General features: G+C 64.4%; 14 protein-coding genes and 2 pseudogenes. 6 read left to right on the forward strand and 10 right to left on the reverse strand.

The features are described from left to right. Positions 1–24: 24 nt before the first annotated feature. Positions 25–2,751 carry a molybdopterin-dependent oxidoreductase gene (locus ABIF91_RS29650; protein WP_028181035.1) on the reverse strand — a complete coding sequence of 909 codons (2,727 nt, stop codon included), beginning with the start codon at positions 2,749–2,751 and terminating at the stop codon, positions 25–27. After that, entirely contained in the window at positions 2,748–3,575 is an 828-nt protein-coding gene (locus ABIF91_RS29655) for an FAD binding domain-containing protein (RefSeq protein WP_028181034.1), read from the reverse strand. Before ABIF91_RS29655 ends, ABIF91_RS29650 begins: the two co-directional genes overlap by 4 nt. A 148-nt stretch (positions 3,576–3,723) precedes the next feature. Here ABIF91_RS29655 and ABIF91_RS29660 point away from each other — a divergent pair, with 148 nt between their 5' ends. Then, positions 3,724–5,073: an 8-oxoguanine deaminase gene (locus ABIF91_RS29660; RefSeq protein WP_028181033.1), complete on the forward strand. Its 1,350-nt coding sequence runs from the start codon at positions 3,724–3,726 to the stop codon at positions 5,071–5,073. 109 nt (positions 5,074–5,182) lie between these two features. Here the strand turns inward: ABIF91_RS29660 and ABIF91_RS29665 are convergent, their stop codons facing one another. The 4 genes and pseudogenes from ABIF91_RS29665 to ABIF91_RS29680 form a co-directional block, all read right to left on the reverse strand. Beyond that, positions 5,183–6,259, reverse strand: a complete 1,077-nt coding sequence (locus ABIF91_RS29665; RefSeq protein WP_424579546.1) for a BMP family ABC transporter substrate-binding protein — start codon at positions 6,257–6,259, stop codon at positions 5,183–5,185. A 74-nt stretch (positions 6,260–6,333) separates the two neighbouring features. Further along, entirely contained in the window at positions 6,334–7,251 is a 918-nt protein-coding gene (locus ABIF91_RS29670; protein WP_028181031.1) for an ABC transporter permease, read from the reverse strand. Continuing rightward, positions 7,238–8,329, reverse strand: a complete 1,092-nt coding sequence (locus tag ABIF91_RS29675) for an ABC transporter permease (RefSeq protein WP_424579547.1) — start codon at positions 8,327–8,329, stop codon at positions 7,238–7,240. The genes ABIF91_RS29670 and ABIF91_RS29675 overlap by 14 nt, the downstream gene beginning before the upstream one ends. Continuing rightward, positions 8,313–8,918, reverse strand: a pseudogene (locus ABIF91_RS29680) (ABC transporter ATP-binding protein); the annotation flags it as partial. The gene ABIF91_RS29675 and the pseudogene ABIF91_RS29680, both read right to left, overlap by 17 nt. A 47-nt stretch (positions 8,919–8,965) precedes the next feature. On the opposite strand from ABIF91_RS29680, the gene ABIF91_RS29685 reads away from it, so the two are divergent. Continuing rightward, positions 8,966–10,030, forward strand: a complete 1,065-nt coding sequence (locus tag ABIF91_RS29685; protein ID WP_026192128.1) for an IS630-like element ISRj1 family transposase — start codon at positions 8,966–8,968, stop codon at positions 10,028–10,030. Between the two features lie 5 nt (positions 10,031–10,035). Here the strand turns inward: ABIF91_RS29685 and ABIF91_RS29690 are convergent. Further along, positions 10,036–11,004: pseudogene (locus tag ABIF91_RS29690) on the reverse strand (ABC transporter ATP-binding protein); the annotation flags it as partial. A gap of 221 nt (positions 11,005–11,225) precedes the next feature. Beyond that, entirely contained in the window at positions 11,226–11,711 is a 486-nt protein-coding gene (locus ABIF91_RS29695; protein WP_028178898.1) for a nucleoside deaminase, read from the reverse strand. Positions 11,712–12,099: 388 nt separating this feature from the next. On the opposite strand from ABIF91_RS29695, the gene ABIF91_RS29700 reads away from it, so the two are divergent. Together ABIF91_RS29700 and ABIF91_RS29705 are read left to right on the forward strand one after the other, a co-directional pair. Beyond that, positions 12,100–13,374 carry an allantoate amidohydrolase gene (locus ABIF91_RS29700; protein WP_028178899.1) on the forward strand — a complete coding sequence of 425 codons (1,275 nt, stop codon included), beginning with the start codon at positions 12,100–12,102 and terminating at the stop codon, positions 13,372–13,374. Positions 13,375–13,471: 97 nt separating this feature from the next. Continuing rightward, positions 13,472–14,857 (forward strand): hypothetical protein, encoded by a 1,386-nt coding sequence (locus ABIF91_RS29705; protein ID WP_028178900.1) that lies wholly within the window; start codon positions 13,472–13,474, stop codon positions 14,855–14,857. 8 nt (positions 14,858–14,865) lie between these two features. Here the strand turns inward: ABIF91_RS29705 and ABIF91_RS29710 are convergent, their stop codons facing one another. Next, a complete protein-coding gene (locus ABIF91_RS29710; RefSeq protein WP_035678447.1) occupies positions 14,866–15,084 on the reverse strand; it encodes a hypothetical protein in 219 nt (72 codons plus the stop codon). Between the two features lie 227 nt (positions 15,085–15,311). Here ABIF91_RS29710 and ABIF91_RS29715 point away from each other — a divergent pair, with 227 nt between their 5' ends. Continuing rightward, on the forward strand, positions 15,312–16,580 hold the full coding sequence (locus tag ABIF91_RS29715) for an IS256 family transposase (protein ID WP_038952271.1): 1,269 nt from the start codon (positions 15,312–15,314) through the stop codon (positions 16,578–16,580). 263 nt (positions 16,581–16,843) lie between these two features. Then, on the forward strand, positions 16,844–17,026 hold the full coding sequence (locus ABIF91_RS29720; protein ID WP_028178902.1) for a hypothetical protein: 183 nt from the start codon (positions 16,844–16,846) through the stop codon (positions 17,024–17,026). 19 nt (positions 17,027–17,045) lie between these two features. Here the strand turns inward: ABIF91_RS29720 and ABIF91_RS29725 are convergent, their stop codons facing one another. Continuing rightward, positions 17,046–18,422 (reverse strand): VWA domain-containing protein, encoded by a 1,377-nt coding sequence (locus tag ABIF91_RS29725; RefSeq protein WP_028178903.1) that lies wholly within the window; start codon positions 18,420–18,422, stop codon positions 17,046–17,048. Positions 18,423–18,427 lie beyond the last annotated feature (5 nt).

Consider the following 18,427-nt stretch of genomic DNA (forward strand, 5'->3'; position numbering starts at 1 on the left):
CGGGAGAGGTGAACCGAACCCACTCTAGTCGCCGAACTTCTCGTGCAGCGCCGGAAACAGCCGATCCGGCTTGAAGGGCGGTGCGGTGAAGCGAATGCCGGTGGCATCCGCAATTGCGTTGCCGAGTGCAGCGGCGACCGGATTGTACGGGCTCTCGCTCATCGACTTTGCGCCGAGCGGTCCGATCGTGTCGGACGTCTCGGCGAAGTGCACCTCCGTGCGCGGAACATCGGCGAAGGAGGGCAGGTGGTAGTCGCGAAATTTCGGGTTGATGACGCGGCCGTTCGCATCGATCACCATCTCCTCGTAGAGCGCAGCGCCGAGCGCCTGCGCCACGCCGCCTTCGACCTGGCCGCGGCATTGCGTGGGATTGGCGACGACGCCCGCGTCGGCGGCGTGCACGCTCCTGAGAATCCTGAGCTCGCCGGTGCCCTTGTTCACGGCGACACGAAAACCCTGCACGTTGAAGCCGACCGAACGCGGCGTGCCGGTGGAATTCCCGGTGCCTGCGAACGGGCGTCCGCGGTCGTGCGCGAGCTTTGCAAGTTCCGTATAGGGCATGCGCCGTACGCCGCTGACGACGGCGTCCCCATCGAGCACGCAGGTTTTCACGTCGCACAGCCACGCGCCGGCGGCCGCCGCCTTCAGCTCGGTCGCAAGCTGCATGGCCGCCGCATGCGTGGCCTTGCCCGCGACGAAGGTGCCGGCGCTGCCATAGGCGCCGGTGTCGTGGCCGCCATGGGCGGTGTCGGACTGGCGCAGGCGGATTCTCTCGACCGTGGTCGCCAGCGTGGTCGCGGCGATCTGGAGGTGCACGGTGCTGGTGCCGTTGCCGAACTCGGCCGTGCCGACGGTGAGGTCGAAGCCGCCGTCGTCGTTGAGCGCGATCGTCGCGTCGGCGATGTGGCCGGCCGGTGGCACCGTATCGATCATGGCCAGCGCGATGCCCTCGCCGATCAGCCATTCTGGCGACAGGTCCGGGTGCGGGCCATCAGCCTGCATTCCGCGCTCGACGAGGTCGAGGCACTGGTCGAGCCCGTAGGATCCGTAGAGCACGTCGTGATATTCGGACGGCGGCGGCGACAGCATGGGATCGCCAGGCTTGACGATATTGCGCCGGCGCATCTCGTAGGGACTGATGCCGAGTTGCCTGGCGAGTTCGTCGATCGTGGCTTCCACCGCGATCAGTGTCTGCGGCAGGCCGTAGCCGCGAAACGCGCCCGCCGGCACCGTGTTGGTGTAGACGGCGACGCCGTCCACCCGCTTGTTCGGACAATTGTAGACGCTGATGGACTCGCCCAGCGCTTGGAACATCACGGGGCCGGCATGATTGCCGTAGGCGCCGGTGTTGGAGAGCACGTCGAGCTGGAGCGCGGTGAGCTTGCCGTCGGCATCGGCGCCCGCCTTGATGTGGACCCGCATCGGATGCCGCGTCGAGGTCGCGATGAACTGCTCCTCGCGGGTGAGCTCCAATTTCACGGGCCGCCCGGTCCTCAGCGCAGCAAGCGCCAGGATGTCCTCGACGAACATCTCCTGCTTGCCGCCGAAGCCGCCGCCGACGCGCTCGCAGAATACGCGGACCTTGTCCATGGGAAGCTGGAAGATGTCCGACAGCGCGCGGCGGGTCAGGAATGGGACCTGGGTCGAGGTGCGGACATTGAGTATGCCTGCGTCATCGAGCCAGGCGAGGCCGCCATGGGTCTCCAGTGCCGCATGCTGTACACGGTGACTGTGGAAAGTGGCCTCGTAGGTCACGGCGGACGTGGCGAGCGCGGCCGCGACATCGCCGAACTCGCCGTGCGTTTCCGCGACGAGATTGCGCTGCGCGTCCGCGACGCGGTTCGCAATGGTGCGGTCAGGATGAATGATTGGCGCGCCCGGCTCCATCGCCTGCTCCGGATCGATCAGCGCGGGCAGAATCTCGTAGCTGACTTTCAGCCTGCGGCATGCCTCCTCGGCGGCGGCTTCGGTCTCGGCGACGACGGCGGCAACCTTTTGGCCGATGAAACGCACGACATCGTCGAGGATTCGGGTGTCCTCGGGGTCCATCCAGTCCTTCTCGTGCCGCGCGGTCGACATCAGCACGGATGGCGCATCCTCATGCGTCAGCACCGCATGCACGCCGGCTACGCGAAGGGCTTCCGACCTGTCGATCGTGAGGATCCTGGCGTGAGCATGCGGCGAACGCAGCAGCTTGATGTGCAGCAGTCCGTCGATGGCGGTATCGAAGGTGTAGCGCGCCTTTCCGCGCACGATGTCGGGGCCCGCCGGCGCCGGCAGGCTACGGCCGAACGCGGCGCCGGCCTCGACGCTCGCCTCGACATTGGTCATGCCGAGGATCGCATCCTCGATCGAGCGATAACCGGTGCAGCGGCAGATATTGCCCTTCAGCGCTGCGCCGAGATCGGTCCGCTGGGCCTGGTTCAGCGAGGCACAGGTCAGGATCATGCCGGCGGTGCAGAAGCCGCATTGAAAGCCCTGCGCATCGAGGAAGGCCCGCTGCATCGGATGCGTGCCGTCATCTCCGCCAAGACCTTCAATCGTGGTGACGGCGCGTCCCTCGGCACGGAACGCCGGGATCAGGCAGCTGTGCACCGGCTCCCCGTCGAGCAGCACGGTGCAGGCGCCGCAATCGCCGGCATCGCAGCCCTTTTTGACGCCGAAATGGCCGAGCTCGCGCAGGAACGTGCGCAGACACTGGCCGGCGCGCGGCTCCTGAGAAAATGCCTTGCCGTTGACCTCGAAGCTCATGGCCGCGTTGCTCCCAGGAGCTCACCGCGAATTTCCTCGGCGAGCCGCAGCGTCATGTGCTTGCGCCAGATCGGCTTGCCGTGGATGTCGGTGCTGTACAACTCCTCAGTGACCCCTTCCGAGACGGCGGCGCGGAGCGCAGCGGCGTCCGGCGCCTTGGCAAACGAGAGCTGGACCGGCCGCACCGTTGATGCGGTGATCGTCAATGTCAGTTTGCCATCCGGATCGAGGCTGCCGATCAGAAGCGCTGCCGAGCGGCCGACGGGGGCCAGCGAAATCTGGCGAAAGGCCGTGCGGCGGCGCAACGCCGCTATCGGGATATCGATCTGGCGCAGCAGGTCGCCGGGCATGAGACGGTTGCTCTGGTTGCCGGTGACGAAATCGACGACGGGAATGTTCTGCTCGCCGCCGCCGGCCTTCCAGATGGTGCAGACGCCGTCGAGCGCCGATGTGAGCGAGATCATCGGCCCCGCCGGCAGCGACATGCAGAGATTGCCGCCGACCGTGGCTGTCTTCCAGATCTTGAAGGAGGCGAGGAAGGCCCGGCAACACTGGCCGATCAATGGCGCTGCGAGCCAGTCGGGCGGGCAGGATAGACCGTCCAGCTGTGCAACCGTGCAGGTGGCGGCAATGGAGAGATGGCTGTCCGTGATCGTCAGCGCCGGCCATCTCAGATCGGTGAGATCGATCAGTCGCCTCAGGTGGTCCTGCGGCTCCGAGTACAGCCAGGTGCCCCCTGCAAGCCAGGCATCACCTGTCGTCCAGGCAGGCAGTTGCGCGCGCGTTTGCGGGTGGGCCACCGTCGTGATGGTATTCAAATCCATGGCTGCGCCCGCGCTTCTGCGGGTGAATCGTGCAGACGAGTCTTGCAAGACCGGAGCCAAGCCGCAACAAACAAGTCGTAGCAATATCGTGTTTGGGCTGGCGTTCCCCTTGCAGGCTGGTCGTCATTCGGTGTGGAGAAGCAGGATCATGAGCGATGCGAAGCCCATCTGGATCAAGGATCCCCTCGCCATCCTTGCCGATGGTGCCGAACGCGGCATCGTATTGAAGGACGGCCTGATCGTCGAGCTGGTGCCGGCCGGCGGTGCGCCTGCAACCGCGGATGTCGCAGTGTTCGATGCAGGCGAGCATGTCGTGCTGCCGGGCCTGATCAATACCCATCATCATTTTTACCAGACGCTGACGCGGGCGCTGCCGGCTGCAATGGACCGGCAGCTGTTTCCCTGGCTCCAGGCGCTGTATCCGGTCTGGGCGAGGCTGACGCCTGAGGCGCTCGAGCTCGGCGTCACGGTGGCGATGTCCGAGCTGGTGCTCTCCGGCTGCACCACCACGACCGATCACCACTATGTTTTCCCGGCAGGGCTCGAGGACGCCGTCGATATCGAGGTGGCGGTGGCACAGCGACTGGGTGTGCGGGTGCTGCTGACCCGGGGCTCGATGAACCTGTCGCAGCGCGACGGCGGCCTGCCGCCTGACAGCGTCGTGCAGGACGAGGATACGATTCTCGCCGACAGCGCGCGCGTGGTCGCAAAGCATCACCAGCGCGGTGCGGATGCGATGGTGCAGATCGCGCTCGCGCCGTGCTCGCCGTTCTCGGTGACGACGTCGCTGATGCGCGCGACCGCCGATCTCGCCGACAAGCTCGACGTGCGGCTGCACACCCACCTCGCCGAGACCGAGGACGAGAACAAATTCTGTCAGCAGATGTATGGCTGCCGCCCGCTCGACTATCTCGAGCAATGCGGCTGGCTCAGTGCGCGAACCTGGCTCGCACATGGCATCTTTTTCGACGACGGCGAGATCAAGCGCCTCGCCAAGGCGAAGACGACCATCAGCCATTGCGCCTGCAGCAACCAGCTGCTGGCGTCCGGCTGCTGTCCCGTCTGCGAGATGGAGGAGGCCGGCGTCGGGATCGGGATCGGCGTCGACGGTTCGGCGTCGAACGACGGCTCAAACCTGATGCAGGAGGTACGCGCCGCCTTCCTGCTGCAACGGGCGCGCTACGGGGTAGCGAAAGTCAGCCACAAGGATGCGCTGCGCTGGGCGACCAAGGGCTCGGCGGCCTGTGTCGGGCGGCCGGAACTCGGTGCGATCGCCGTCGGCAAGGCCGCCGATCTCGCGCTGTTCAGGCTCGACGAGCTGCGCTTCTCCGGTCACGGCGATCCGCTGGCTGCCTTGGTGCTGTGCGGGGCGCATCGGGCCGATCGGGTGATGGTGGCCGGAAAATGGACGGTGATCGACGGCGCGATTCCGGGCCTGGACGTGGCAGACCTCATCCGCCGCCACAGTTCCGCGGCGCGGGCCATGCGGGCGGGCTAGGCCAGGCAAGATGGAAAGAGGGGGCAGCCACAAGTGCCGGGTGCTTCTGGCCACCCCCTCCGAACCTCCTCCGGGAGGAGCAGGTGAATTGGGGAATGCAAGAAGCGTGCTACTTGCCCGGCAGCTTGTCGTCGATGCCTTTCACGTAGAAATTCATGCCAAGGATCTGGCCGTCGTCGAGGTGATCGCCGCCCTTGCACTCGACCGGCTTGCCGTCCTGCCCAACGATCGGGCATTTGAACGGATGCAGCTTGCCCGCAGTGATCGCGGCCTGGGCATCCTCGGCCATCTTTTTCACATCGTCAGGCATGTTGGTGTAGGGCGCCATCGCGAACATGTGGCTGTCGAGGCCGCCCCAGGTGTTTTCGGACTTCCAGGTTCCGGCGAGCTCGGCCTTGACGCGCTCGATGTAGTAGGGGCTCCAGGTATCCAGGATCGAGGTGAGCTGGGTCTTGGGCCCGAACTTGATCATCTCGGAATCCTGACCGAAGGCGAGCTTGCCGCGTTCGCTGGCGATCTGCATGGCGGCGGGCGAATCCGTGTGCTGCATGATGACGTCGGCGCCCTGGTCGATCAGCGCCTTGGCGGCGTCGGCTTCCTTGCCGGGATCGAACCAGGTGTTGGCCCAGATGATCTTGACCTTGATGTTCGGGTTGATGGTCTGCGCCGCCAGCATCGTCGCGTTGATGCCGGAGACGACCTCCGGAATCGGGAACGAGCCGATGTAGCCGAGCACGCCGGACTTCGACATCTTGGCTGCGATCAGACCTTGAATGTAGCGGCCCTGATACCATTTCGCCGAATAGGTCGACATGTTCGGGTTGCGCTTGTAACCGGTGGCGTGCTCGAAATGCACGTTCGGGTATTTCTTGGCGACCTTCAGCGTCGAGTCCATGTAGCCGAAGGACGTGGTGAAAATCAGCTTGTTGCCGGCGCGGACCAGCTGCTCGATCGAGCGCTCGGCGTCGGGGCCTTCGGGCACGTTTTCGAGGTAGGTGGTCTCGATCTTGTCGCCCAGTTCCTTCACCAGCGCCTGACGACCGAGGTCGTGCTGATAGGTCCAGCCGAGGTCTCCGATCGGACCCACATAGACGAAGCCGACCTTCAGCTTGTCGGCGGCGGAGGCTGCACTGACATTCCCGGCAAGCAAAAGCCCGGCAGTCAGCGCAAGAAGTGATTTCCTCATCATCGATCTCCAACATCAGGGGAAAGCCACGATCCGCAACGCGCGCGCCCCATCGCGCCCGCCGTGGAATGAGTTCAACGGTCAGGCACGAACACCGTGCCGAGCGCGGCCGGCGCGGTCGAGCCACCGCCGCGTGCACGGGAGAGCAGGACCAGGACGATGACTGTCGCCAGATAAGGCAGTGCCGACATGAATTGCGAGGGAATGCCGACGCCCCAGCCTTGCGCGTGCAGTTGGAGGATCGTCACCGCACCGAACAGATAGGCGCCGACCACGAGCCGGCCGGGCCGCCAGGATGAGAACACCACCAGCGCCAGCGCGATCCAGCCGCGGCCGGCGGTCATGCCTGGGATGAAGAACGGCGTATAGGCGAGCGGCAAATAAGCGCCGGCAAGCCCGGCGCAGGCACCGCCGAACATCACGGCGAAGGTGCGGATGCGCAGCACGGGATAGCCGAGCGCATGTGCGGAGACATGATTGTCGCCGCAGGCGCGCAGGATCAACCCCGCCCGCGTGCGGTACAGGAACCACCAGACGCCGGCGATCAGCGCGACCGAGAAATAGACGAAGCCGTCCTCGCCGAACAGCACGCGGCCGATCAGCGGAATGTCCGTCAAGACGGGAATATAGAGGTGCATTGCCGGCGTGATGCGCTCGCCGACGAAGCCGGCGCCGATCAGGCCGGAGAGCCCGACGCCGAGGATGGTCAGCGCGAGCCCGGTCGCAACCTGGTTGACGGCAAGCCCGAGCGCCATCAGCGCGAAGACGAGCGACATCAGTGTGCCCGCGACCACGCCGAACAGCGCGCCGATGAAGACCGATCCGGTCAGCCAGGCGCCGGCAAAGCCGCAGGCCGCGCCGACGATCATCATGCCCTCGACGCCGAGGTTGAGCACGCCGCAGCGCTCGGTCACGAGCTCGCCGGTCGCCGCGATCAGCAGCGGCGTCGACGCGGCGAGCACCGCGAGGATGATGGCCTCAACCAGCTCCACGAGTCACCTGTCGGTTCGGGAAGACCAGCTTGAAGCGGTAGAGGATGAGAGAATCGCAGGCGAGCACGTAGAACAGAAGGATGCCCTGAAAGACCTTGGTGACGTCCAACGGGATCTTCATCGCGATCTGCGCCTGCTCGCCGCCGATAAAGGTCAATGCCAGGAAAAGGCCTGCGATGAGTATTCCAAGCGGGTTCAGACGGCCGAGGAAGGCCACGATGATCGCGGTAAAGCCGTAACCAGGCGAGATGCCGGGCTGGAGATGCCCGATCGGACCCGCAACCTCGATGATCCCGGCAAGGCCCGCCAGTGCGCCTGATACCGCAAAGGTCAGGATGATCAGCTGATTGGCATTGAAGCCGCCGAACCGTGCCGCACGGGGGGCAGCTCCAACCACGCGGATCTCAAAGCCTTTGATGGTGCGCCCCAGCAGGATCGCCGCCGCTGCGACGATGAGCAGGGCGATGATCGAGCCGAGATGCAGCCGGCCGCCTTCGATCAGCAGGGGGACGGTCGCCACCGGATCGAATTCCGCCGTGGTCGGAAAATTGAAGCCCGGCGGGTCGCGCCATGGGCCGCGCACGAGATAGTCGAGGAAGAGGTCGGCGACATAGACCAGCATCAGGCTGGTCAGGATCTCGCTGGCGCCGAACTTGACTTTGCAGATCGCCGGGATCAGCGCATAGAGCGCGCCCGCTGCGGCGGCGAGGACGAGCATGGCCGGCAGCACCCAGGCGCCGGCATCGGTGCCTTGCGTCTTCACCGCGATCCAGCTTCCGGCGACGGCGCCGATCAGGAATTGTCCCTCGGCACCGATGTTCCAGGCATTGGCGAGATAGCAGAGCGACAGCCCGATCGCGATCATCACCAGCGGCGTTGCCTTCACCGCGATCTCCTGGAGCGAATAGCTGTCGGTCAAAGGTGCAACGAAATAGGCGTGCAGGGCGAGCAGCGGATTCTTGCCCAGGATCGCGAACAGGATGACCATGGTCAGGATCGTGAGGCCAATCGCGATCAGCGGCGAGACCAGCGCTATCGTGTTGGAGCGCTCGACGCGCTTTTCAAGCACCAGCTGCATGCGCGACCTCCTCCGGCTCCAGGCTGCTGCCGCCCATCAGGAGGCCGAGCTTTTCGCGGCTCGCTTCGCTGGCTGCGAGCGGAGCCGAAAGCCTGCCGTGGAACATCACGGCGATGCGGTCGGCGATCTCCGCGAGCTCGTCGAGATCCTGGCTGGTCACGAGGACGGCGGCGCCTGCGGTTGCGAGATCGAGCAGTGCCTGCCGGATGACGGCGGCGGCGCCGGCATCGACGCCCCAGGTCGGCTGGCTCACCACCAGCACCGCGGGGGAGCGCAGGATCTCGCGTCCCACGATGAACTTCTGCAGATTGCCGCCGGACAGGCTCGCGGCTTCCGGATCGCGTTTGGCCTTGCGGACGTCGAACGTCTCGGTCGCGCGGTCGACCGCCTTCAGCGTGGCCGCGGTATCGATGAAGCCGCGACGGACCATGCCGCTGGCGGCGTGCCCGGTGAGCAGCGCGTTCTCCGACAGCTTCATGCGCGGCGCGGTGCCGTGGCCGAGCCGCTCCTCGGGCACGAAAGCAGCGCCCAGCCTGCGCCGCCGGGTGATCGAGAGATGGCCGGCGGCGATGCCTTCGATCACCACCGTGCTAGTACCCACTTTTCTTGGAACGTGAGTCGTGATTCAAGGTCGGGATGATACCCGAAGCAAGAGAAGTCCACCTTTCGAGGAAAGATCGCAAGGTGCTTGAGGCGTGCTGTCGCTCACCGGTGACGTTGCAGCGCGATTTGAAGCGGGCGCGGATAGTTCTGTTGGCGGCGGATGGGCGCAGCACCCGGTCGATCGCCAAGGAAGTTGGGGTCCAGCCGCGGATTGTCAGCCTTTGGCGGCATCGCTATGCCGACCATGGCCTTGAAGGGCTGCAAGACAAGCCGCGGCCTGGCAAGCAGCCGATCTATACGAAGACGACCGACAAGCGGATTCTGAAGCTGCTGGATAAGCCGCCACCGCAAGGGTTTGCGCGCTGGACCGGCCCCCTGCTGGCCGAGGCGCTGGGCGATGTCGATGTCCAATATGTCTGGCGGTTCCTGCGCAGCCACAAGATTGACCTGGTGGCTCGCAAGTCCTGGTGCGAGAGCAACGACCCGAACTTTACGGCCAAAGCCGCCGATGTTGTCGGCCTCTATGTCGCGCCGCCGGCGAAGGCCATTGTGCTGTGCGTGGACGAGAAGCCCTCGATCCAGGCTTTGGAGCGAGCGCAGGGTTATCTGAAGTTGCCCAATGGCCGCGCCTTGACCGGCCAAAGCCACGATTACAAGCGGCATGGCACCACAACATTGTTTGCGGCGCTCGAAGTCGCCACCGGAAAGATCATCGCGACCCATTCAAAACGCCGGCGCCGCGTCGAGTTTCTCGATTTCATGAACAGCGTCACCGCGGCTTTTCCGAACCGCAAGCTTCACGTCATCCTCGACAACCTCAACACCCATAAAAAGAACGAGGACTGGCTCAAGGCCCACCCCAACGTGCAATTTCATTTCACGCCGACAAGTGCGTCATGGCTCAATCAGGTCGAAGTATGGTTTTCCATCTTGCAGGGGCAGTCGCTCAGCGGCACCTCCTTCACGAGCCTCAAGCAGCTTCAGGAACACATCGATGCCTACGTCAACGCATACAACGACAGAGCCGAGCCCTTCGTCTGGACCAAGAAAAAGGTCCGTCAACGCCGTTTCAAAGGCCGCCGTATCACTCAGCTCTGATTCCGGGTACTAGGGTCCTTCGAGAGGCGCTCGCCGGAGAGCGCGGCGAACAATTCGTCCTGCCCGTTGCCCGCGACGCCGGCGATGCCGAGGATCTCGCCGCCCTTCAGCTCGAACGAGATGTGCTCAAGCCGCACACCATGCGCGTCTGCGGGGGCCAGCGAAAGATCATCGACCACGAGCCGCGGCACTGTGGTCTTGCGGCCGGATGCGGCCTTCACTTCCTTGATCTCTCCGCCGACCATCATCCGTGCGAGCGAGGCCGCGGTCTCGAGCCGCGGGTTGCAGGTCTCGACCTTCCTGCCGCCGCGCAGGATAGTCGCGGTGTCACAGAGGCGCTTCACCTCCTCCAGCTTGTGGCTGATATAGAGGATGGCGCGGCCTTCGGCCTTGAGCCGCTCCAGCACGACGAAGAGCTGATCTGCCTCCTGCGGCGTCAGCACCGCGGTGGGCTCGTCCAGGATCAGGAATTTCGGATCCTGCATCAAGGCGCGGACGATCTCGATGCGCTGGCGCTCGCCGACGGACAGTTGCCAGACTTCGCGCTTGGGATCGAGCGGCAGTCCATAGGTCTTCGACACCTGCTCCAGCCGCGCCGACATGTTCTTGAAGGACTCTTTGCCGTCGAGGCCGAGCGCGACGTTCTCGGCGACGGTAAGATTGTCGAACAGCGAGAAATGCTGGAATACCATACCGATGCCAAGGCGGCGTGCTTCCGAGGGACCGGAAAGCACGATTGGCTGGCCTTGCCAGCGGATCTCGCCGGCGCTGGGCTGGATCAGCCCGTAGATGGCCTTGACCAGCGTCGACTTGCCGGCGCCGTTCTCGCCGAGCAGGGCGTGAATTTCACTCGGCCAGATGTCGATGTCGATGGAATCGTTGGCGAGGAAATCGCCATAACGCTTGGTGAGGCCGATCGTCCTCAGGAGCGGGGAATCGCCGGACTGCCGGCCGTTGGGCGTCGGATCTAACATTCGCTGATGCGCTTGCATTCGTGCCGTGTTTCGATAGTGGGCCAGTTTGAACCGCGCTGAAAGATGTGAAAAAGCATCATCCCTTGCTCAACGTTTCGGCGGGCGATCGGTCCAGTGGGGCGTCAACCGTGCTGAGCGACCAGGTCGCGACAGCTGCTCCAACTCGGCAGTCGCATAGGGCGCGATCAGAAAAACGGCGTCATCTCCCTTTGGGTGTGCTGCTACTTCGTCCAAGCGCCGTCGTGCAGCGATTCAGCCTCCTTTTCGAGCAGGGGGCCGATGACCGCCGTCGGGCGCTGGCCGCGGGCAAAGACCTCGCGGCACGGCAGGTCGAGGGTCGGGTTCTCCGGATGGTTGCCGGTGAGGCGGCGCAGGCGATGCTCGCTGAGGCCAAAGACGACGCGGCCGATGCCGGCCCAGTAGATCGCACCGGCACACATCGCGCAGGGCTCGGCCGACGAATAGAGCGTGGCCTTCGCCAGCACTTCGCGCCCGAGCGTGCGGCAGGCCTGGGTGGCCGCGAGCCGTTCGGCATGCGCGGTGCCGTCATGATCCGGCATGTAGCCATTCTCGCTCTCGATGAGAACCTGGCCGTCGGCCGCGACAACGATGCAGCCGAAGGGATGATTGCCATGGCTAAGCGAGCGGCGGGCGACCGCGAACGACATGCGCAGGAAGTGTTCGTCACGTTCGGACGCGGCGTCCATCGCTACTCCGCGGTCAATGCCCGCCATGCGCCGGCCGACCACGATGAATGTCGGCTTCGCTCATCCGTGCTTCATACACAATTTGCCGTGAAACATCACCAGCCGGCCGGACGGTTGCTGACGACGGCGGTTTCCGGATAACCGATTGAAAAATATCGGTAATGCGGCCCGTCAGATACCTGATTGGGAAGAAATGCCAGACGCAATTGCAGGCGTTGGGGCGCCCGCGCGCATGACCGGCGCGAGGCAGCGTGGCGCGTACTCGCATTCATGCTAATCACGCGCTTGTTGGGGCAGGCGCCGGTACGTGATTTTTCGCTGGGACCGAGCTCGTGCCGATCGCCAGGACGGCCGTCGCCGCGGTCCAGAGAAGAGGAAGTTTGTCGAGATGGGGTCAGTTAACGCCGTTCAAAATGCATCGCTCGGCGAAGTGATCGTGCGTCGGATCAACGATCTGGCCGCGATCTCGGAAGAGGGTGACAAACTCACCCGCATCTATCTCACCAAGGAGTTGCGCGACGCAGCGGACCTCATCCTGAGCTGGATGCGAGAGGCCGGCATGAGCGCGCGCATCGACGCGATCGGCAACGTCTGCGGCCGCTACGAAGGCGACCGGCCAGGCGCGCCCTGCCTGATGCTCGGTTCGCACTACGACACCGTGCGCGATGCCGGCAAATGGGATGGACCGCTGGGTGTGATCACGGCGATCTCTTGCGTCGCCGATCTCAACCGCCGCGGCAGGCGCCTGCCGTTTGCGATCGAGGTGGTCGGTTTTGCCGATGAGGAGGGGGTGCGCTTCGCTTCGACCTTGCTCGGCAGCCGTGCGGTGGCCGGCACCTTTGACGAGAATGTGCTGAGCACGCGCGATCGCGATGGGGTGTCGATGCGCGATGCGCTCGTGCAGTTCGGGCTCGACCCCGACCATGTCGGCGCGGCCGCGCGAGCGCGGCGTGAGCTGCTCGCCTACCTCGAATTGCACATCGAGCAGGGGCCCGTGCTGGAAGCGCAGAACCTGCCCGTGGGAGTCGTCACCGCGATTGCTGGCGCCACACGCCTCGCCGCACGGCTGACGGGCATGGCCGGTCACGCCGGCACCGTACCGATGGAGCTCCGGCGCGACGCGCTCGCCGGGGCGGCCGAATGCATTGGTGCGATCGAACAATTCTGCCGCACCGACGAGGGCGGCCTGGTCGGCACCGTCGGCTACATCCAGGCGAGGCCCGGCGCGACCAATGTCATTCCGGGCGAAGTATCCTTCACCATCGATATGCGCGCCCCCACCGATATTCACCGCAAGCGTGCGGTGGCCGATATCGTCCGCCGGATCGAGGCGATCGCCAAGCGCCGGCAGCTGGCCCTTCAGCTTGACGTCACCCACGAGAACCGCACCGCGCCGTGCGCGCCGTGGCTCAAGGAGCAGATCGCGCAGGCGATCGGAGCCGAAGGCTTCTCCGTGTTCGAGCTGCCGAGCGGGGCAGGGCACGACGGCATGGCGATGATCGACATTGCCGACGTCGGCATGATCTTCGTTCGCTGCCGCGGCGGCATCAGCCATCACCCGGATGAGCATGTCGAGCTCGCCGATGCCGATGCCGGCGCGCGGGTGCTGCTGCGGGTGATCGAGAATTTTCAGACGCGGGAGAGCCGCGCCGCCGCGAGCTGAACAGCCGGCTTCCCGCTCGTCATCGTGGCGAGACACGAATCAGTCACGCTTGGAATGGTGAGCGGCCATCGCCGGGATCGCGAGACATCAGGTGCACATGAAGAGCGATATTCCCCTGCCGTCACATCGCGGAAACCGGTTTTACCAGGGCGGGGTTGCGACCCTTGTCGCCAACGCTCTTCAGGCGGTCAATTTTCTCGGTGATCGGTTCCTGAGAAAGTCGCATCATTCGTTGTCGGTTATCGAGGACCTCTATCGGCACTCGATGGACAGCGCGTTCTCGGTGACCGAGGCTTTCCTCGTCACAGGCGCCCCGCACGCCTCCGCTTATTATCCGCGAGACTTCGCGTGGTTCTATCCCGACATTCTTGACCCCGAAACCATCATGGATCCGCAGGATGCGGTGCGGCGGGTTCGGTTGCTCGAAAAGAGCGTCCGTTTGTTGCTGGAGGCGGTTCGTGCCGGCGTCGTCACGACGACCATCGTCCCGGCGGGACGCGGTCGGTACCTCGGCGTCAACTATTTCTCGCGCCCGTCGGACACGCTACTCGGTATTCTCGCCGGTCTCCAGCAGATGATCTCTGCCGAAGACAGGACGGCCGCCCATCTGGCAATGTCACAATGCGCGCATGCAGGCCGCTTGTTGCTGGCCGAATATGGCGGTGACCTGAAGCGAGCGATCCTCCAGCTCGCAAGCGAGCTCGAACCGTTCAATGATGATGGTACCAGGTATTTGCTTTGCGATGTCCACGCGCCGCGCTCCGCCGCGACAGACACCCGCGCCGAACGCAGGCGCTTCGTGACCAATGCTTCCGTCTACACGACCTTCGTGTGGGGCGTGCAGCTCGGGCTCGTCGACGAGAACGAGCTGAAGCGGCTGCTCGGGCGTGATCTTGCGCAGTACAAGATGGACCTGCTCCGCCTGTTCGGCAAAGACGGCCATATCAGGCATTCCCTGGAAGGTCCGGTGAGCTCGCCGGCCTCATCGGTCGCGCTGGATTTTGTCAGCGTGCATCGTGGATTCTGGAATATGAGCGATGCGAGCGAGCGGGCGCTGTTCGCGGCCACGACGGATCTGATCATTGCGGAGCCGCGGTTTCGTATCCCCAGCACGTTTCATTTCCTGGTCTCAGCCGATAATCCCAGAAACAAGATGATCCACAGGATTGCGGCACCAGCCTATCAGGGGCGTTCCTGCTGGCCGACGTTCAACGTCGAGTTCGCGGATCGCATGCTGGACTATGACGAATTCACTGGCGGCGAGACCTATCGGGCCTGCGCCCAAGGAATATTGAAGGATATTCGGACAGCGACCGAGGTTCACGGCGGCTATCAGGAGCTGATCTCAGAACAGGGTCTGAAGTATCGCACTTGGGCCTACAAGGGCGCCGTGGCTCATTCCTGGTTTCCGCGCTTCCTGTCCGTCTGGAGGAGGGCGTATGGAACGCCGCTGCTCCGGTGGATTGACGAATCCACTCGGTAACATATCGCTCACGCCACGAGATCCAGCAGCCGGCACGATCCGCGCACCAGCACCTTGCGTCCGGTCGGCGTCATGGCAGGCACGCCGTCATTGATGACGACGAGGCCGAGTGCGACGAGGCTTTCGACGAGATGGGCCTTGAGACGGCCGTTCGACAACGGGTTGCGAAGCGAACGCAGGGCCGCCCATTGGTCCGGCGAAAGCTCAAAGTCGAAATCGTCGTTCATGTTGCCTCAGTCGATCGTAACGTTCACGCGCCCCTGTTATCGGCGCTGCATGAAGACCATGCGACGACAATGAGTCCGGAATTCGGTGAGATGTTTAGAACGTCTCTTCACAAATTGCCGCACTTCGTTGGAGCTATGGCGGAATCTGGGTGATGACGGTGTGAGGAAGGCGGCGTATCGAGGCGGGTGACGAGCCTGCCAGAACCTCTCGAGGAGAGCGATACGCCATGACCGAGACTACCAATGTTCTTGCTTTCCGTCAGCCGTCCGCGGTTGATGATCCACTGACCGATATCGTTCGTGCCGGCGCGCGGGACCTGCTTGCCAGGGCGATCGAGATCGAGGTTGGCGCGTTTCTGGCCAGCACGGCCAATCTGACGCTGCCCGACGGTCGAGCGCGCCTGGTCCGACATGGGCACGGTCCGGTGCGCGAGATTGCGACCGGCATCGGTCCGGTGGAGGTCGCTCGTCCCAAGGTCCGCGACCGCGGAGCGAGCGGGCCAGGCGACCGCCTCCGCTTCAGTTCGGCAATCCTGCCGCTATGGGCGCGGCGGACGAAGAGCCTGGATGCCTTGATCCCGGTCCTCTATTTGCGCGGCATCTCGACCGGCGACTTCCAGGAGGCGCTCTCGGCGCTGCTCGGCAAGGATGCGCCGAACCTGTCGCCTTCGGTGATCGCCGGCCTGAAGGCCGATTGGCAGGTCGAGTACGAACGCTGGCAGAGACGCGATCTGTCGGCGCGTCGCTATGTCTACATCTGGGCCGATGGCGTGTACCTGCAGGCCCGCATGGAAGATCACAGCGAATGCATGCTGGTGCTGATTGGCACCACGCCGGAAGGCAAGAAGGAGCTGATCGGCTTCCAGGTCGGCGTGCGCGAGAGCGCGCAGAGCTGGCGCGAACTCCTGATCGACCTGCGGCAACGCGGGTTACGGATTGCCCCGCAACTCGCCATCGGCGACGGCGCCCTCGGCTTCTGGAAGGCACTGGACGAGGCCTTTCCCGGCACGCGGCACCAACGATGCTGGTGCCATAAAGTGAGCAACGTACTCGACAAGGTCGCCAAATCCGTGCAGGGCCCCATGAAGAACGACCTGCGGAACATCTATCTGGCCCCACACCGGGCCGAAGCTGAAACCGCGATCGACGTCTTCGTCGAGAAATACCACGTCAAATACGGACGTGCGGTGGAGTGCCTGATCAAGGATCGCCATGCGCTGCTCGCCTTCTTCGACTTCCCTGCTGAGCACTGGATCCACCTACGCAGCTCGAACCCGATCGAGAGCGTCTTCGCCACGGTGCGCCACCGAACGGTGCGGACCAAGGGATCGCTGTCGCAACAAACTGCGAAGCTGATGGTGTTCAAGCTCATCGACGCCGCATCGAAGACCTGGCGGCGATTGAAGAGCACGAACCAGTTGCCGAAAGTCATCGCCGGTGTAAAGTTCATCGACGGAATCGAAGTCATTCCGAACACTGAAAGCCACGCCGCCTGATCAGGCCGCGTCACCCAAAATCAGCCATAGCTCACTTCGTTGCGCCACAAGAGTTAAGATCGTTTGCCCGCGAATATCGTCTCAACTTCCGATCACTAATTGATGATCTGCGCTTGATGTTGCAGTGCGAATTGCCGCGCTGCACGGGAAGCGTCGCTGTCCTATTCAGCGTCGCGATATGCACAGAAATGGCGAGACGGGTCGTTCCGGGCTCTGCTAAGTTATTCCGTGGGAATGGCTTCACACGACAGGGGTGTGAGTGCATGAAGAGGCTGGTTGAAATCCGTAGTCAGGAATTTTTATGCCGCGAGCGCGCGGCGCTCGATTCGGAACGTCGGGTATTCTGGCTCGCACAGGCCGAGGAATGGGAGCAGCGCGCGCTCGACGAAATCGCGTATCACTTTCGGGAGAGCAATCTCGCGCAGGCCGAGCGGAATGCCGCCTGACGCGGGCGGCTAATATTGCTTACTGATAGGTCGCCACGATATCGGACACGGCGCGCTCGAGCTGGTGCGCGGTGGTGCATCGGCGCACGACGCTGCAAAAGGTCGCGTAGCGCGGCATCTCGGAATCGCCAAACCCCCAGGCGAGCCGCCCCTCGGGATTGAGCCAGACCAGCCGCTTCGAGCGATCGGAGATCCGGCGCAAAATGTCGGCGCGCGGGTCGAGATTGTTGCTGCGGGCATCGCCGAGCACGATCACCGTGGTCTGCGGCGTCAGCGTGCTCATGAACCCCTTCTCGAAATCGACCAGCGAAGAGCCGTAGTCCGACGAGCCGAAACCGACCTTGGACATGATCTCGGACATCGCCTCCTCCGGCGACTTCGATTCCAGGATCTCGCTGACCTCGATCAGGTGCGAGGAGAAGGCGAAGGAGCGGACATCGTCGACCACCTCGTGCAGCGAGTGGATGAGCAGCAGAAAGAAATCGGACACTTGCGCAACGGAGCCCGAGACGTCGCACAATGCTACGATCTTCGGCCGGTCGCGATGCTTGCGCTTCCATGCCGTGAGGAAGGGCACGCCGCCCCAGGCCGCATTGCGGCGGAGCGTGCGACGGACGTCGAGATGGCCGCGGCGCTGGCGTTTGCGCGGCTTCGAGTAGCGCTCGCGCAGCCGGCGCGCGATCCGACGGATGAGGGCGCGCATCTCGGCGACCTGGCGCCGCTCGATGCGGGCAAGCGGCGCATTGCGCAGGATCTCGTTGCGGAGGTTTTCGGCCTCCTCGCGGGCATAGAGTGCAAGCCCCTGAGAGACCGTATCGCGCACGGCCTCGCGCAAGGCGTCCAGCGCGGCGCGCAGACGCTCGGCCAGTGCCGGGTTGGTCGCGGTCAGCCCGTCGAGATCGTCGCGCAGGCGCTGGAGGCCCATGGCGTCGAGGATGCGGCTGGAGAATATGCCGCGCTGAGTGGAGTAGCGGATGTCGGACAGGGAGGCCGCCCCGGAGGCGCTGGCAATCGCAGCCGCAATCGTGTTGCGGTCCTGCGACAGCAGCATCTGCGCGAGCGGGCCTAGACCTTCGGGAGGCTGACCTTCGCCGGCATCGCGGGGAGCGCCGGAGGAGGGCGGCTGATCTGCATCCTGCGGAGCGTCGTCGTTGCCGGCCTCGGGCTTGTCGTGCCGCGGCTCCGGCTGACTGAAGAACAGATCAAAGCAGTCACCGAGCGCGAGCTTCTCGTCCTGGGACTTGGCAAGTGTCAGGAGCAGCGCGTCGCGCAGGACGGCGCGGTCGGAGATGCCGACCTGCGCGACTGCGCGCATCGCATCGATGCTTTCGGCGGGCGAGACGTGAACGCCGACGCCCCGCGCCGCTCGAAAGAATCGATGGAGGTTCTCGCGCATCGGCG

The sequence above is a fragment of the Bradyrhizobium sp. USDA 241 genome, from assembly GCF_049739505.1.
Taxonomy (GTDB): Bacteria; Pseudomonadota; Alphaproteobacteria; order Rhizobiales; family Xanthobacteraceae; genus Bradyrhizobium; species Bradyrhizobium liaoningense.

Excerpts from the sequence above, each read along its gene's own strand:
- ABIF91_RS29650 (WP_028181035.1), bottom strand. The coding sequence starts at position 2,751 with ATGAGCTTCGAGGTCAACGGCAAGGCATTTTCTCAGGAGCCGCGCGCC.
- ABIF91_RS29655 (WP_028181034.1), bottom strand. The coding sequence starts at position 3,575 with ATGGATTTGAATACCATCACGACGGTGGCCCACCCGCAAACGCGCGCG.
- ABIF91_RS29660 (WP_028181033.1), top strand. The coding sequence starts at position 3,724 with ATGAGCGATGCGAAGCCCATCTGGATCAAGGATCCCCTCGCCATCCTT.
- ABIF91_RS29665 (WP_424579546.1), bottom strand. The coding sequence starts at position 6,259 with ATGAGGAAATCACTTCTTGCGCTGACTGCCGGGCTTTTGCTTGCCGGG.
- ABIF91_RS29675 (WP_424579547.1), bottom strand. The coding sequence starts at position 8,329 with ATGCAGCTGGTGCTTGAAAAGCGCGTCGAGCGCTCCAACACGATAGCG.
- ABIF91_RS29685 (WP_026192128.1), top strand. The coding sequence starts at position 8,966 with ATGATACCCGAAGCAAGAGAAGTCCACCTTTCGAGGAAAGATCGCAAG.
- ABIF91_RS29695 (WP_028178898.1), bottom strand. The coding sequence starts at position 11,711 with ATGGACGCCGCGTCCGAACGTGACGAACACTTCCTGCGCATGTCGTTC.
- ABIF91_RS29700 (WP_028178899.1), top strand. The coding sequence starts at position 12,100 with ATGGGGTCAGTTAACGCCGTTCAAAATGCATCGCTCGGCGAAGTGATC.
- ABIF91_RS29705 (WP_028178900.1), top strand. The coding sequence starts at position 13,472 with ATGAAGAGCGATATTCCCCTGCCGTCACATCGCGGAAACCGGTTTTAC.
- ABIF91_RS29710 (WP_035678447.1), bottom strand. The coding sequence starts at position 15,084 with ATGAACGACGATTTCGACTTTGAGCTTTCGCCGGACCAATGGGCGGCC.
- ABIF91_RS29715 (WP_038952271.1), top strand. The coding sequence starts at position 15,312 with ATGACCGAGACTACCAATGTTCTTGCTTTCCGTCAGCCGTCCGCGGTT.
- ABIF91_RS29720 (WP_028178902.1), top strand. The coding sequence starts at position 16,844 with ATGAAGAGGCTGGTTGAAATCCGTAGTCAGGAATTTTTATGCCGCGAG.
- ABIF91_RS29725 (WP_028178903.1), bottom strand. The coding sequence starts at position 18,422 with ATGCGCGAGAACCTCCATCGATTCTTTCGAGCGGCGCGGGGCGTCGGC.